The following is a 13,987-nucleotide window of genomic DNA, read 5'->3' as shown; positions in this document are numbered from 1 at the left end:
TTCGACCCCGAGCCATGCTCAATACGCTGCGCAAGATCGTCCAGGAAGTTAACTCCGCCAAGGATCTCAAGGCGGCGTTGGGGATTATTGTGTTGCGCGTCAAAGAAGCCATGAGCAGCCAGGTCTGCTCAGTCTATCTGCTGGACCCAGAGACCAATCGCTTCGTGCTGATGGCCACCGAGGGCTTGAACAAGCGCTCGATCGGCAGGGTCAGCATGGCACCCAACGAAGGTCTGGTCGGCCTGGTCGGCACGCGTGAAGAACCCCTGAATCTCGAAAACGCCGCTGATCACCCGCGTTATCGCTACTTCGCCGAAACCGGCGAGGAGCGCTTCGCCTCCTTCCTTGGCGCACCGATCATTCACCACCGCCGCGTCGTCGGCGTGCTGGTCATTCAGCAAAAAGAACGTCGCCAGTTCGATGAAGGTGAAGAAGCCTTCCTGGTGACCATGAGCGCCCAGCTCGCCGGGGTTATCGCTCACGCCGAAGCCACTGGCTCGATCCGCGGTCTGGGGCGTCAGGGAAAAGGCATTCAGGAAGCCAAGTTCGTCGGCGTACCCGGTTCGCCCGGTGCCGCGGTCGGTACGGCGGTGGTCATGCTGCCACCGGCGGATCTGGACGTGGTGCCGGACAAGACCATCACCGACATCGACGCCGAGCTGGGGCTGTTCAAGACCGCCATCGAAGGTGTGCGCGCCGATATGCGCACGCTGTCGGAAAAGCTCGCGACCCAGTTGCGCCCTGAAGAACGGGCGCTGTTCGACGTCTACCTGATGATGCTCGACGATGCTTCGCTGGGTAGCGAAGTGACTACCGTGATCAAGACCGGCCAGTGGGCTCAAGGCGCCTTGCGCCAGGTGGTCACCGATCACGTCAACCGTTTCGAATTGATGGACGACGCCTACCTGCGCGAGCGGGCATCGGACGTCAAGGACCTGGGCCGCCGTCTCCTGGCCTATTTGCAAGAGGAGCGTCAGCAGACGCTGGTCTACCCTGACAACACCATTCTGATCAGCGAAGAACTGACGCCGGCGATGCTCGGCGAGGTGCCGGAAGGCAAGCTGGTGGGCCTGGTCTCGGTGTTGGGTTCGGGCAACTCCCACGTGGCGATCCTGGCCCGCGCCATGGGTATCCCGACGGTGATGGGTCTGGTTGACCTGCCGTACTCCAAGGTCGACGGCATCCAGATGATTGTCGACGGCTACCACGGCGAGGTCTACACCAACCCGAGTGACGTGTTGCGCAAGCAATTCGCCGAAGTGGTCGAAGAAGAGCGGCAACTGGCCCTGGGGCTGGATGCACTGCGCGACTTGCCGTGCGTGACCCTCGATGGTCACCGCATGCCACTGTGGGTGAACACCGGCCTGCTGGCGGACGTGGCGCGAGCGCAGAAGCGTGGCGCAGAAGGCGTGGGTTTGTACCGCACCGAAGTGCCATTCATGATCAATCAGCGTTTCCCGAGCGAAAAGGAGCAGCTGGCGATTTATCGCGAGCAACTCGCTGCCTTCCATCCGCAACCGGTGACCATGCGCAGCCTGGACATTGGTGGCGACAAGTCGCTGTCGTATTTCCCGATCAAAGAAGACAACCCGTTCCTCGGCTGGCGCGGGATCCGCGTCACCCTCGACCACCCGGAAATCTTCCTGGTCCAGACCCGCGCCATGCTCAAGGCCAGCGAAGGCCTGAACAACCTGCGAATCCTGCTGCCAATGATCTCCGGCACCCATGAGCTGGAAGAGGCGCTGCACCTGATTCACCGCGCCTGGGGCGAAGTGCGCGACGAAGGCACCGACGTACCGATGCCGCCGATTGGCGTGATGATCGAAATCCCCGCAGCGGTGTATCAGACCAAGGAACTGGCGCGGCAGGTGGACTTCCTTTCGGTCGGCTCCAACGACCTGACCCAATATCTGTTGGCCGTGGATCGCAACAACCCCCGGGTTGCCGACCTCTACGACTACCTGCACCCAGCCGTGCTGCAAGCCTTGCAGAGTGTCGTGCGCGACGCCCATGCCGAAGGCAAACCGGTGAGTATCTGCGGAGAGATGGCCGGTGATCCTGCGGCGGCGGTGTTGTTGATGGCGATGGGCTTTGACAGCCTGTCGATGAACGCCACCAACTTGCCGAAAGTGAAGTGGATGCTGCGCCAGATCAACCTGAGCAAGGCCAGGGAACTGCTGGCCGAGCTGATGACCATCGACAACCCGCAAGTTATCCACAGCTCGCTGCAACTGGCGCTGAAGAATCTCGGGCTGGCGCGGATGATCAATCCGGCGGCGATGAAGGCGCTTTAAGTCCTTACTGAGCATGCCCACGCTCTGCGTGGGCATGCAGCCTTCGACGCTCTGCGCCGGTGACGCGGAGCGTCACGGGATGCGTTACCACGCAGAGCGTGGGAACGATCCTTGGATTAAACCCTCAGCTCAACCTCCCCCAAATGCCCGCCATAGGGCCCGAAGCTGCGCTCGACGATGTGCCGCGAGCCGTCGGCGCGAACGATCAGCGCCGTGCTGGCTCGGGTGCCATAGCTGGGGCTGGCGATAAACACGCTCGACAGTAGACTCTCGGTAGCGAGGCCAACCCCGGTGTCGGGTAATTCGGCGATCGGAGCGGTTTGTGCGTCGTTCAACAAGGCGAGTAGCGCCTGTGGTTGCGGATCGTCCAGGACCTCGCTCAATGCCGCCTTGGCCTTGAGCACTTTCGGCCATGGAGTATCGAGTCCCGCATTGGACAGTCCGTAGACACCGGCCGCCAAAAGCACCGGCCCAGGCTCCAGCGCGTTGTAGTGCCATAATTGATCAGTCGTACCAACCAGCAGGTTAAACCCCGCATAATCAACCGATCTGTCGACAACGTCGGCTAAATAGTCTTCAATCGGCGTGTTCTCGTTCAGAAAACGCGCCACCAACTCACCGCGCGATCGACGGGCCGGTGGCTGATGCGGGTTGCGTATATTGGTCAGCGCAGCAAAGCGTCCAGCGGCACCGACTCCGAGCCAGGTGCCTCCTGCCTCCAGATCCCGACCGGCATAGATCTGCGGCGCCTCAGGCCATTGCGCCAACGGCAGGCTGGGGCGCGCGTAGAACTCATCGCGGTTGGCGGCTACAACCAAAGGTTGGGCATGGCCGGGTCGCCAGGCGAACACGATCAAGCACATGGGGTTATCCCTCTGTGTTTTTTGCTCACTCTACGCACAGATCGGGCGGGTATCCATCGCCATCCAGTGGAGCCCAAGGCCATGCATCCGTTACCATGCCGGTCTTATTTCGGGATGCACCCATGGAATTTCTGCTCTACCTGCTGCTGGGCGCCTGTGCAGGCGTGCTGGCGGGGCTGTTTGGCGTTGGCGGCGGAATCATTATTGTCCCGGTGCTGGTGTTCAGTTTCACTTTGCAAGGTTTCGATGCGTCGGTGCTGACTCACCTCGCGGTGGGTACATCCTTGGCGACGATTATCTTTACCTCGGTCAACGCGGTCCGCGAGCATCAGCGCAGAGGCGCGGTGCGCTGGCCGATTTTTCTCTGGATGACGGTCGGGATCCTGATCGGCTCGGGTGTTGGCGCACTGACGGCAGAGGCTATCTCCGGACCGAACTTGCAGAAGATCATCGGTGTCTTTGCCTTGGTCATCGCCCTGCAGATGACACTGGATCTCAAACCCAAGGCCAGCCAAACCGTTCCCGGAAAGCTCGTGTTGACCCTGGCCGGCAGCGTGATCGGCTGGGCGTCGGCGATCTTCGGGGTCGGAGGTGGCTCGTTGACCGTACCGTTCCTGACCTGGCGCAGCGTGCCGATGCAGCAGGCGGTGGCCACCTCATCGGCCTGCGGCTTGCCGATTGCCGTGGTGAGTGCGTTAAGTTTTATGATTCTGGGCTGGCATGATTCACGTTTGCCGGCTCATAGTCTGGGTTTCATTTATTTGCCAGCGCTGCTCGGGATAGCCCTGACCAGTATGGTTTTCGCACGTTTCGGCGCACGGATGGCGCACAGGCTGTCGCCGCGTTTGCTGAAACGAATGTTCGCCGCATTGCTGTTTTGTGTGGGCTTGAGTTTTCTGTTCTGACAGCGTGTCGCAATATTGGCTTAATCCTGGATTGGCATGGTCCAGCCCCGAATTTTTAGGTTTCAACTCTAACGAGGAGTCGCAATGCTGCCTTACCCGCAGATTGACCCGGTGGCCCTGGCCATCGGCCCGCTGAAAATCCACTGGTACGGCCTGATGTACCTGGTCGGCATCGGCGGCGCCTGGCTGCTGGCATCGAGCCGGATGAACCGTTTCGACCCGACCTGGACCAAGGAGAAACTCTCCGACATGGTGTTCTGGATGTCGATGGGGGTGATTGTCGGTGGCCGACTGGGCTATGTGCTGTTTTACGACCTGAGTGCTTATCTGGCCAACCCGACCCTGATTTTCGAAGTTTGGAAAGGCGGGATGTCGTTCCACGGTGGCTTCATCGGGGTCATGCTGGCGGCCTGGTGGTTCGGCAAGCGCAATGGCAAGTCGTTCTTCGAGCTTATGGATTTTGTCGCGCCGATGGTGCCGATTGGCCTGGGAGCCGGGCGTATTGGCAACTTCATCAACGCCGAGTTGTGGGGCAAGCCGACCGACGTGCCGTGGGCGATGATCTTCCCGCCTTTCAGCGATCCTGATCAGTTGGCGCGTCACCCATCACAGCTGTACCAGTTCGCCCTGGAAGGTGTCGCACTGTTTGCCATCCTCTGGCTGTACTCACGTAAGCCTCGACCAACGATGGCCGTATCCGGGATGTTTGCCCTGTTTTACGGAATTTTCCGTTTCATCGTCGAATTCGTTCGTGTTCCAGACAAACAACTCGGTTATCTGGCATGGGACTGGCTGACCATGGGGCAGGTACTCTGCGTGCCGATGATTGTCGGCGGTCTGTTCCTGATCTGGCTGGCCTATCACCGTGCCCCGGCAGCCCCTGCTGCCAAAGACGCGGCGCTTTAAATTCGAATCCCGGGGCGCAGGCCCCGGGTTCAAGGACACAGGTAATTCATGAAGCAATATCTCGATCTGGTCGCCCACGTCATCAAGCACGGCACCAAGCAGGCCAACCGCACTGGTGTGAACACCATCAGTTTTCCCGGCGCGATGCTGCGCTATGACCTGAAGGAAGGTTTCCCGGCAATCACCACCCGCAAGATGGCCTTCAAGTCGGCCATCGGCGAGATGGTCGGTTTCCTGCGCGGCGTGAACAACGCCGCTGAGTTTCGTGCTCTGGGCTGCAAGGTCTGGGACCAGAACGCCAACGAAAACGCTCAGTGGCTGGCCAACCCGTTCCGTCAGGGCGACGACGATCTGGGCGAGATCTACGGCGTGCAATGGCGCAAATGGCCGGCGTACAAACAGATCAACACCAGCAACCAGGCCGCTATCGAACTGGCGCTGAGCCAGGGCTATCGGCAGATCGCCGAAGGTGAAGAAGACGGCCAGGCCTACGTGGTGCTGTACAAGGCCATCGACCAGATTCGTCAGTGTGTCGACACCATCATCAAGGACCCGGGCAGTCGCCGGATTCTGTTCCACGGCTGGAACTGCGCCCAGCTCGATGAAATGGCCTTGCCGCCGTGCCATCTGCTGTACCAATTCCACCCGAATGTCGAGACCCGGGAAATCTCCCTGACCCTCTACATCCGCTCCAACGACCTGGGGCTGGGTACGCCGTTCAACCTGACCGAAGGCGCGGCGCTGCTGAGCCTGATCGGCCGCCTGACCGGTTACACGCCACGCTGGTTCACCTATTTCATCGGTGACGCCCACGTCTACGAAAACCACCTGGACATGCTCAACGAGCAGCTCACCCGCGAGCCGTTCCCGATGCCGAAACTGGTGATTTCCGAGCGTGTCCCGGAGTTCTCCAAGACCGGTGTGTACCAGCCCGAGTGGCTGGAACAGATCGAACCGAGTGACTTCTCACTCGAGGGCTACGAACACCACGCGCCAATGACTGCGCCGATGGCGGTCTGATTTAGGCACCGCTTTGCGGTGATCGCGGGCAAGCCTCGCTCCTACGGAATCACATCGAACCTGTAGGAGCGAGGCTTGCCCGCGATGGCGTCCTCAATGCCCGTGGCTTCTGCCGACATGCGAATGCTCGGCTTCACTGGCCACTACTGAGCCACTCACTTCCAGACGCTGCAAAATCCCGCACTGATCGATATCCGGCCCTTCGCTGCAGCGTTGGCGCAGGTCGAGCAGTTGTTCCTGCAAGGCCAGCAAGCCGTCGATTCGCGCCTTGACGTGGAGGATGTGCTCGTCGATCAAGGCATTCACGCTTTCGCACTGGCCTTGCGGGCTGTCGCGCAAACCCAGCAGGCTGCGGATTTCCTCGAGGGTCATGTCCAGGGTTCGGCAGTTGCGGATAAAGGTCAGCCGTTCGGTGTGGGCCTGGGTGTACAACCGATAATTGCCTTCACTGCGCGCAGGTGGCGGCAGCAAGCCTTCGCGTTCGTAATAACGGATGGTTTCGACCTGACAGTCAGTCAGTTTCGCCAGCTCACCTATTTTCATTTCAGATCATCTCCATTGGCTGCTTGACCCTATAGTGGCTACAGGGTGTTCACTTGGCAACAGGCACCTTTCGGACGCGACCCAATGAGCGATTCCATCCACACCCACAAACCCGATGCTGACCATCAGCATGCTGATCACGATCACGGGCAAAAGCTCCGGCCAGTCGATAAGCACCATCACGCCAGCCATCAGCATTCCTGCTGTTCGACGGCTCAAGCGCCGTCGCTGATCAAGCTCAGCGAAGCGCCCACTGCCGGGGCACGCCTGAGCAGTTTCCGCATTGAGGCGATGGACTGCCCGACGGAGCAGACACTGATCCAGAACAAACTCGGCAAGCTTTCGGGTGTGCAACAACTGGAGTTCAACCTGATCAACCGGGTGCTGGGCGTCACTCATGACCTGGCGTCCACTGCGCCTATCGTTGAGGCGATCAAGTCCCTGGGCATGCAAGCCGAGCCCATCGAGCCGGGATCCGATGCTGAGGTAGCAATCCCGATACCGGCAAAAAAGCCCTGGTGGCCGCTGGCATTGTCCGGTATCGGCGCTTTGGTAGCCGAAGTGATCCACTTCACCAGTGCAGCACCGAGCTGGATCGTGGCGTTGGTCGCACTGGTGTCGATCCTCAGTGGCGGTTTCGCTACTTATAAAAAGGGCTGGATTGCCCTGAAAAATTTCAACCTGAACATCAATGCGTTGATGAGCATCGCCGTGACGGGTGCGGTGTTGATCGGCCAATGGCCGGAAGCGGCGATGGTGATGTTCCTGTTCACCGTGGCCGAGCTGATCGAAGCCAAATCCCTCGACCGCGCGCGCAATGCCATCAGCGGCCTGATGCAGATGACCCCGGAGCAGGCTACCGTGCAGCAAGCTGACGGCAGTTGGCTTGAACGCGAGGTGAAAACCATCGAATTGGGCGCATTGGTGCGGGTTCGTCCTGGCGAACGTATCGGCCTGGACGGTGAAGTGGTGTCCGGTAGTTCGACCATTGATCAGGCACCGATCACCGGTGAAAGCCTGCCGATCGAGAAAGGTCTCGGCGATAAAGTCTTCGCCGGCACCATCAACCAGTCCGGCTCTCTGGAATACAAAGTGACGGCTGCGGCCAATCACTCGACCCTGGCGCGGATCATTCACGCCGTCGAGCAGGCTCAGGGCGCACGCGCGCCGACTCAACGTTTTGTCGACACCTTCGCCAGGGTCTACACGCCGGTGGTGTTCATCTTCGCCTTGGCTGTTGCGGTGATTGCGCCGTTGTTCATGGGCGGAGTCTGGTTCGAGTGGATCTATCGGGCACTGGTGCTGCTGGTTGTCGCTTGCCCCTGCGCCTTGGTGATTTCCACCCCGGTGACTATCGTCAGCGGCCTCGCGGCAGCAGCGCGCAAAGGTATTTTGATCAAGGGCGGTGTCTATCTGGAGGGTGGTTACAAACTCGATTACCTGGCCCTGGACAAGACCGGGACCATCACCCACGGCAAACCGGTGCAGACCGACTATCTGTCCCTTGATCCGATAGCCAATGAGATCGCGCCGGCCATTGCCGCCAGCCTGGCCAGCCGCTCGGATCACCCGGTGTCTTTGGCCATCGCCCATGCGGCTGTGGATAAACAGCCGACGCTGCACGCTGTGGATAACTTCGAAGCCCTGAGCGGTCGCGGTGTGCGCGGTGAAATCGGTGGTCAGCTCTACCACTTGGGCAACCATCGCCTGGTGGAAGAACTGGGTCTGTGCTCGCCAGCGCTGGAAGAGAAGCTTTTCGCACTGGAGGAGCAGGGCAAGTCGGTGGTGCTGCTGCTCGATGCCTCTGGCCCACTGGCGCTGTTCGCCGTGGCGGATACGGTCAAGGAATCCAGCCGCGAAGCGATCCGGCAGTTGCATGAGCTGGGCATCAAGACGCTGATGCTCACCGGCGACAACCCACACACTGCCCAGGCGATTGCGGCCCAGGTTGGTATCGATCAGGCTCAGGGTAATCTGCTGCCGAGCGACAAGCTTCAAGCCGTTCAAGCCTTGTACACTCAAGGATATCGGGTTGGCATGGTCGGCGACGGCATCAATGATGCGCCGGCGCTGGCTCGAGCCGAGATTGGTTTCGCCATGGCCGCGGCTGGCACCGACACCGCCATCGAAACTGCCGATGTCGCCCTGATGGACGACGATCTACGCAAGATTCCGGCATTTGTCCGTCTCTCTCGGCAGACCTCGAGCATCCTCAAACAAAATATCGCGTTGGCGTTGGTCATCAAGGCGATCTTTCTTGGGGTAACCTTCGCAGGCCTCGCCACGATGTGGATGGCGGTTTTTGCCGATATGGGCGTCAGCCTGTTGGTGGTGTTCAATGGTTTGCGCCTGTTGCGCAAATAGACAATGAGAGGGTGCAGTGCTGAGTGCCGAGCTGAAGGCTTTTTATATGGTCGCCCGCCTGGGCAGCATCACCCAGGCGGCGAAAAAGCTCGGCCTGAGCCAACCGACGGTGACGACGCAGATTCGTCACCTGGAAAGCCAGTATTGCGTTGAGTTGTTCTACCGCGGCGGCCGCCGCTTGAGCGTCAGCGATGAAGGCGCGCGGCTGCTGCCGATGGTCAAAGCGTTGTTGCAGCAGGAAGCCGATATCGAGTTTTTCCTGCGCAACAGTGGCCAGGTCCAAGGTACGCTGCGCATCGCCGCCACGGCGCCGTATTACATTCTCGATCTGGTGAAAACCTTCCGCGAGCGCTTGTCAAAGGTTGAGGTCTCCGTCGAGATCGGCAATTCACAACAGGTGCTGGAATCCCTGGAGGAGTACCGGGTCGACATTGCCGCCTCTTCGCAGTTGCTGGAAGACGCGCGGCTGATTCGCCGGGTGTTGGGCAGCGATCCGCTGGTGTTGGCGGTGCATCGCAATCATCCGTTGGCGACCCATGGCCATGTTCCACTCAGCGCATTGGCCGGGCATACCTTGTTGATGCGCGAGCCGGGCTCGACCACTCGCCGACTGACCGAGGACCTGCTGCAAAACGCCAACGTCAGTTTTGGCCCGCTACTGGAAATCGGCAGCCGCGAATCGATTCGTGAAGCGGTGCTGCGCAACATCGGCATCAGCATCATTGCCCGCCATGAAGTGCCTCATGATCCGCAACTGCGGGTGCTGACCTTCGAAGGCGCGCCGCAGATTTCCGAGTATCTGTACTGCCTCAAAGAGCGAAAGGGCGCGCGCCTGCCGGCAGCGTTCCTGGGGTTGGCGCAGGAAATGGCCGGTTGCTGAATCGCCGATGATCGTTCCCACGCTCCCGCGTGGGAATGCCTCACTGGACGCTCCGCGTCCGCTTCGGCTGCGACGCAGAGCGTCACGGGCTGCATTCCCACGCAGAGCGTGGGAACGATCACCCAAATCCACCAATACCACTATCGGCAACTTTTGCCTCGTTGCCACATGACCTACGCATTCAGTCCCTAGGATGGCTTTCATCTGCTTGATGAGGCCCGTCCATGAACAACCCGATCGCAACTGCTCAGACCTTTCCCGGTACGCCGATGAAGGTGCGCGGCATTCAGAAGCGCTTTGGCGCATTCACTGCGCTGGATAACGTTTCGCTGGACGTCGCCGCTGGCGAACTGGTGTGCCTGCTCGGGCCGTCCGGGTGCGGCAAGACTACGCTGCTGCGCTGCATCGCCGGCCTGGAGCGTCAAGACAGCGGCGAGTTGTACCTCGGTGCCCGCAACGTTTCCCACCTTGCACCGCAAGCCCGGGACTATGGCATTTTGTTTCAGTCCTACGCGCTGTTCCCCAATCTCACCGTCGAAGCCAATATCGCCTACGGCCTGGCAGGCAGTGGCCGCGATGAAGTGCGCAAACGCGTCGGGCAGATGCTTGAACTGGTTGGCCTGATCGGCAGCGAAAAGAAATACCCCGGCCAACTTTCGGGCGGTCAGCAGCAGCGCGTAGCCCTGGCTCGTGCCTTGGCGCCGGCGCCATCGTTGCTGCTGCTCGACGAGCCAATGTCGGCCCTCGACGCCCGGGTGCGCGAGCATCTGTGTACCGAACTGCGCCAAATGCAGCGCAACCTGGGCGTCACCACCCTGATGGTTACCCACAATCAGGACGAAGCGATGTTGATGGCCGACCGGATTGCCGTGATGAACAACGGCAAGGTCGAGCAGTACGCCACACCCCAGGAAATTTACGACAAGCCGGCGACGCCGTTTGTGGCCGAGTTCGTTGGCCAGGGTAATTGGCTACCGTTCCAGCGCAGTAGCGACAGCCACGCCCAGGTCGGCGGCATGCATGTGCGGCTGGCCGAGGGTTCCGGCCGGGCCGTCTCGGGCCGTCTGTTCTGCCGCCCGGAATCCATCAGCGTCAACCCGCCGGTGCATGAAGAGAATCTGTTCCCGGCGAAGGTCCGCGAGATCACCTTCCTCGGCAATCGCTGCCGCATGAGCTTCGAACTCAACGAACTGCCGGGTCACTCGCTGCTCGCCGAGCTGGCGCCACAAGACATGCCACGCCTCGGCGCCCAGGACATCATGGTCGCCTTGCCGCCACGCAGCCTGCAGGTGTTTGCCTGATGAGCGCGCACGTCGTCCTGCCGATACCGCACAAGCAGGTTCGGCAAAGCACCCGCGCCGAACTTGGCGACCGGGTGTTCGTGGTCGGTGGCAAGGTTTTGCTGCTATGCCTGTTGGGTGTTGCGGTGCTGATGCCGTTGTTGGCGATCTTTTGGCGTGGCTTCAGTGCCGAAGCCGGGCAGGGCGGCGGTCTGGTAGCCGCTCGTGAACTGGTGACCAGCGCGAATTTTCACTGGCTGCTGGGCAATAGCCTGAAGGTTTCTCTCAGCGTGGCGGCCATTGTCGTGCCGCTGGCCTATCTGTTTGCCTACGCTCTGCAGCGCACGTTGATCCCGGCAAAAGGCATCTGGCGCGGGATGTCGTTGTTGCCGCTGATGGCGCCGTCGATGTTGCCGGGAATCGCCCTGGTTTATCTGTTCGGCAACCAGGGCATGCTTCGCGGGCTGGTGTCGGAAAACATCTACGGCTTCTGGGGCATTGTCCTTGGTGAAGCGATTTACACCTTTCCTCATGCTTTGATGATTCTGCTCTCGGCCTTGTCCTTGGCCGATGCGCGTTTGTTCGACGTCGCGTCGAGCATGGGCGCGAGCCCGGCCAAGGCGTTTCGCAGCATCACCTGGCCGGCGACCCGCCAGGCTGTTTTCGCTGCGTTCTGCCTGGTGTTTACCCTGACCATCACCGATTTCGGTGTGCCCGTGGTGGTCGGCGGCGATTATCAGGTGCTGGCGCTGGAAGCCTACAAAGCGGTGGTCGGCCAGCAGCAATTCGGTCGTGGCGCCTTGATTGGCATGGTGCTATTGCTGCCGGCGCTGTTCAGTTTCGGCGTCGATGCCTGGTTGCGTCGTCGTCATGGCGATTCCATGAGCGGTCGGGCGCAGGTCTTTCAGCCAGCGCTGTCACGGCTGCGGGACGCTTGTTTCCTGGCCATCGTGTTGCTGATTTGTGCGGTGTTGTTGCTGGTGTTCGGCATGGCGGTGTACTCGTCGCTGGTGAAGTTCTGGCCGTACAACCTGTCGCTGTCGCTCAATCATTACCAGTTCAACGACACCGCGGGCGGCGGTTGGCTGGCTTATGGCAACAGCGTGAAAATGGCCTTGTGCACGGCGTTGATCGGCAGTGTGCTGATTTTCACCGGCGCCTACCTGATGGAGAAAACCAACGGCCAGCGTGGTTTGAATCTGGCGCTGCGCATGCTCAGTTTTGTGCCGATGGCGGTGCCAGGTTTGGTGCTCGGGCTGGGCTATGTGTTTTTCTTCAACCTCAATGGCAATCCGCTGCATGTGTTCTACGGGACCATGACCCTGCTGGTGGTCTGCACCATTGCTCACTATTTGACCACCGCGCAAATGACCGCCACCACCGCGCTACGCCAGCTCGACTCTGAGTTCGAAGCCGCCGCGCTGTCGCTGAAGGCGCCGCTGTACCGCCACTACCTGCGGGTCACCGTGCCGATCTGCCTGCCGGCGCTGCTGGACATCGTTCGCTACTTGTTCGTCTCGGCCATGACCACGGTCTCGGCGGCGATCTTTCTTTACAGCCCCGACACCATCCTCGCGGCGGTGGCGGTGCTGAACATGGACGACGCCGGCAATGTCGGCGGCGCGGCGGCCATGTCGACCCTGATTCTGTTCACCTCGGCAGGCGTCTCGCTGCTGCTGGCCTGGGCCTCGCGCGGTTTGCTGCGTCGCTCCCAGGCCTGGCGGCAAACCGCGCCCGGCAACTGATTCACTCCACCACTCACCCTGATCCGCACTCACAAAGGAACCGCACCATGTTCAAGCCCATGGCTCTTGCCGCTGCTGTCCTCACTGCTTTCAGCTTGAATGCCTTCGCGGCGAAAACCGAACTGACGGTGTACACCGCCCTCGAAGCCGAGCAACTGAAGTCCTACAAAGAGGCCTTCGAAGCAGCCAACCCGGACGTCGAAATCAAGTGGGTGCGCGATTCCACGGGGATCATCACCGCCAAACTGCTGGCCGAAAAAGCCCGTCCGCAAGCTGACGCAGTATGGGGCCTGGCAGCATCGAGCCTGGCGATCCTTGACCAGCAAGGCATGCTGCAAAGTTACGCACCGAAGGACTTGGGCAAGATCGGCGGCAATTACCGTGATGTCGCCAACCCGCCGGCCTGGGTCGGTATGGATGTTTGGGCCGCGACCATTTGCTTCAACACCGTCGAAGCCCAGAAGCAGGGTTTGACCAAGCCTGTGAGCTGGCAGGACCTGACCAAACCTGAATACAAAGGCAAGATCGTCATGCCGAACCCGGCGTCGTCCGGTACCGGTTTTCTCGACGTCAGTGCCTGGTTGCAGACCTTCGGCGAGAAGCAGGGCTGGCAGTACATGGACGACCTGCACCAGAACATCGGCCAGTACGTTCATTCGGGTTCCAAGCCATGCAAGTTGGCGGCAGCCGGTGAATTCCCGATTGGCATCTCCTTCGAATACCCGGCCGTGCAGCTGAAACGCCAAGGCGCGCCGCTGGATATCATCCTGCCAAAAGAAGGCCTGGGTTGGGAAATCGAAGCCACTGCGCTGATCAAGGGCACGCCTCATGAAGAAGCGGCGAAGAAACTTGCCGACTTCTCCGCAAGTCCCGCGGCGATGGAGCTGTACAAGGAAAACTTCGCGGTGCTCGCGCAGCCCGGTATCGCCAAGCCACAGACCGAACTGCCGGCGGACTATGAGCAGCGTCTGATCAAAAACGATTTCGCCTGGGCCTCGAAAAACCGCGACAACATCCTCACCGAATGGCGCAAGCGCTATGACGGCAAGTCGGAAAAAGTCGTCGCCAAGTAAGTCAGTTCGATCGTTCCCACGGTCCCCGTGGGAATGCAGCCCGTGACGCTCTGCGTCACAGTGGACGCGGAGCGTCCATGGAGGCATTCCCACGCAGAGCGTGGGAACGATCAT

Annotated in this window: 11 protein-coding genes; 9 read left to right on the top strand and 2 right to left on the bottom strand. The window is 60.5% G+C overall.

The features are described from left to right. The first annotated feature begins 14 nt into the window (after positions 1-14). Positions 15-2,294 carry a phosphoenolpyruvate--protein phosphotransferase gene (gene ptsP, locus AC07UI_RS01310; protein WP_494990761.1) on the top strand — a complete coding sequence of 760 codons (2,280 nt, stop codon included), beginning with the start codon at positions 15-17 and terminating at the stop codon, positions 2,292-2,294. Between the two features lie 116 nt (positions 2,295-2,410). Here the strand turns inward: ptsP and AC07UI_RS01305 are convergent, their stop codons facing one another. Further along, positions 2,411-3,157 carry an NRDE family protein gene (locus AC07UI_RS01305; protein WP_494990760.1) on the bottom strand — a complete coding sequence of 249 codons (747 nt, stop codon included), beginning with the start codon at positions 3,155-3,157 and terminating at the stop codon, positions 2,411-2,413. Between the two features lie 122 nt (positions 3,158-3,279). Here AC07UI_RS01305 and AC07UI_RS01300 point away from each other — a divergent pair, with 122 nt between their 5' ends. The 3 genes from AC07UI_RS01300 to AC07UI_RS01290 all read left to right on the top strand — a co-directional run bounded on the left by AC07UI_RS01300 (position 3,280) and on the right by AC07UI_RS01290 (position 5,988). Next, positions 3,280-4,062, top strand: coding sequence for a sulfite exporter TauE/SafE family protein (locus AC07UI_RS01300; protein ID WP_494990759.1), 783 nt, complete (start codon positions 3,280-3,282; stop codon positions 4,060-4,062). Between the two features lie 84 nt (positions 4,063-4,146). Further along, positions 4,147-4,968 (top strand): prolipoprotein diacylglyceryl transferase, encoded by an 822-nt coding sequence (gene lgt / locus AC07UI_RS01295; protein WP_489069213.1) that lies wholly within the window; start codon positions 4,147-4,149, stop codon positions 4,966-4,968. Between the two features lie 48 nt (positions 4,969-5,016). Continuing rightward, a complete protein-coding gene (locus AC07UI_RS01290; RefSeq protein ID WP_494990758.1) occupies positions 5,017-5,988 on the top strand; it encodes a thymidylate synthase in 972 nt (323 codons plus the stop codon). 93 nt (positions 5,989-6,081) lie between these two features. Here the strand turns inward: AC07UI_RS01290 and cadR are convergent, their stop codons facing one another. Then, a complete protein-coding gene (gene cadR / locus AC07UI_RS01285; protein WP_494990757.1) occupies positions 6,082-6,531 on the bottom strand; it encodes a Cd(II)/Pb(II)-responsive transcriptional regulator in 450 nt (149 codons plus the stop codon). Positions 6,532-6,615: 84 nt separating this feature from the next. On the opposite strand from cadR, the gene AC07UI_RS01280 reads away from it, so the two are divergent. The 5 genes from AC07UI_RS01280 (at position 6,616) to AC07UI_RS01260 (ending at position 13,873) form a co-directional block, all read left to right on the top strand. Further along, positions 6,616-8,895 (top strand): heavy metal translocating P-type ATPase, encoded by a 2,280-nt coding sequence (locus AC07UI_RS01280; protein ID WP_494990756.1) that lies wholly within the window; start codon positions 6,616-6,618, stop codon positions 8,893-8,895. A gap of 16 nt (positions 8,896-8,911) precedes the next feature. Further along, positions 8,912-9,775, top strand: a complete 864-nt coding sequence (locus AC07UI_RS01275; protein ID WP_494990755.1) for a LysR family transcriptional regulator — start codon at positions 8,912-8,914, stop codon at positions 9,773-9,775. Between the two features lie 224 nt (positions 9,776-9,999). Further along, on the top strand, positions 10,000-11,076 hold the full coding sequence (locus AC07UI_RS01270; protein WP_494990754.1) for a putative 2-aminoethylphosphonate ABC transporter ATP-binding protein: 1,077 nt from the start codon (positions 10,000-10,002) through the stop codon (positions 11,074-11,076). Next, positions 11,076-12,800, top strand: coding sequence for a putative 2-aminoethylphosphonate ABC transporter permease subunit (locus AC07UI_RS01265; protein ID WP_494990753.1), 1,725 nt, complete (start codon positions 11,076-11,078; stop codon positions 12,798-12,800). Before AC07UI_RS01270 ends, AC07UI_RS01265 begins: the two co-directional genes overlap by 1 nt. A gap of 47 nt (positions 12,801-12,847) precedes the next feature. Next, complete coding sequence (locus AC07UI_RS01260) at positions 12,848-13,873, top strand: putative 2-aminoethylphosphonate ABC transporter substrate-binding protein (protein WP_494990752.1); 1,026 nt, start codon at positions 12,848-12,850, stop codon at positions 13,871-13,873. The last annotated feature ends 114 nt before the right edge of the window (positions 13,874-13,987 follow it).

This window comes from Pseudomonas sp. GW821-FHT04C07, assembly GCF_059420325.1.
The sequence above is the reverse complement of the archived record's forward strand: the minus strand, read 5'-3'. Positions and strand labels throughout refer to the sequence as shown.

What these genes read in the sequence shown, in the direction of transcription:
- ptsP (WP_494990761.1), top strand. Translation starts at nt 15, where the DNA reads ATGCTCAATACGCTGCGCAAGATCGTCCAGGAAGTTAACTCCGCCAAG.
- AC07UI_RS01305 (WP_494990760.1), bottom strand. Translation starts at nt 3,157, where the DNA reads ATGTGCTTGATCGTGTTCGCCTGGCGACCCGGCCATGCCCAACCTTTG.
- AC07UI_RS01300 (WP_494990759.1), top strand. Translation starts at nt 3,280, where the DNA reads ATGGAATTTCTGCTCTACCTGCTGCTGGGCGCCTGTGCAGGCGTGCTG.
- lgt (WP_489069213.1), top strand. Translation starts at nt 4,147, where the DNA reads ATGCTGCCTTACCCGCAGATTGACCCGGTGGCCCTGGCCATCGGCCCG.
- AC07UI_RS01290 (WP_494990758.1), top strand. Translation starts at nt 5,017, where the DNA reads ATGAAGCAATATCTCGATCTGGTCGCCCACGTCATCAAGCACGGCACC.
- cadR (WP_494990757.1), bottom strand. Translation starts at nt 6,531, where the DNA reads ATGAAAATAGGTGAGCTGGCGAAACTGACTGACTGTCAGGTCGAAACC.
- AC07UI_RS01280 (WP_494990756.1), top strand. Translation starts at nt 6,616, where the DNA reads ATGAGCGATTCCATCCACACCCACAAACCCGATGCTGACCATCAGCAT.
- AC07UI_RS01270 (WP_494990754.1), top strand. Translation starts at nt 10,000, where the DNA reads ATGAACAACCCGATCGCAACTGCTCAGACCTTTCCCGGTACGCCGATG.
- AC07UI_RS01265 (WP_494990753.1), top strand. Translation starts at nt 11,076, where the DNA reads ATGAGCGCGCACGTCGTCCTGCCGATACCGCACAAGCAGGTTCGGCAA.
- AC07UI_RS01260 (WP_494990752.1), top strand. Translation starts at nt 12,848, where the DNA reads ATGTTCAAGCCCATGGCTCTTGCCGCTGCTGTCCTCACTGCTTTCAGC.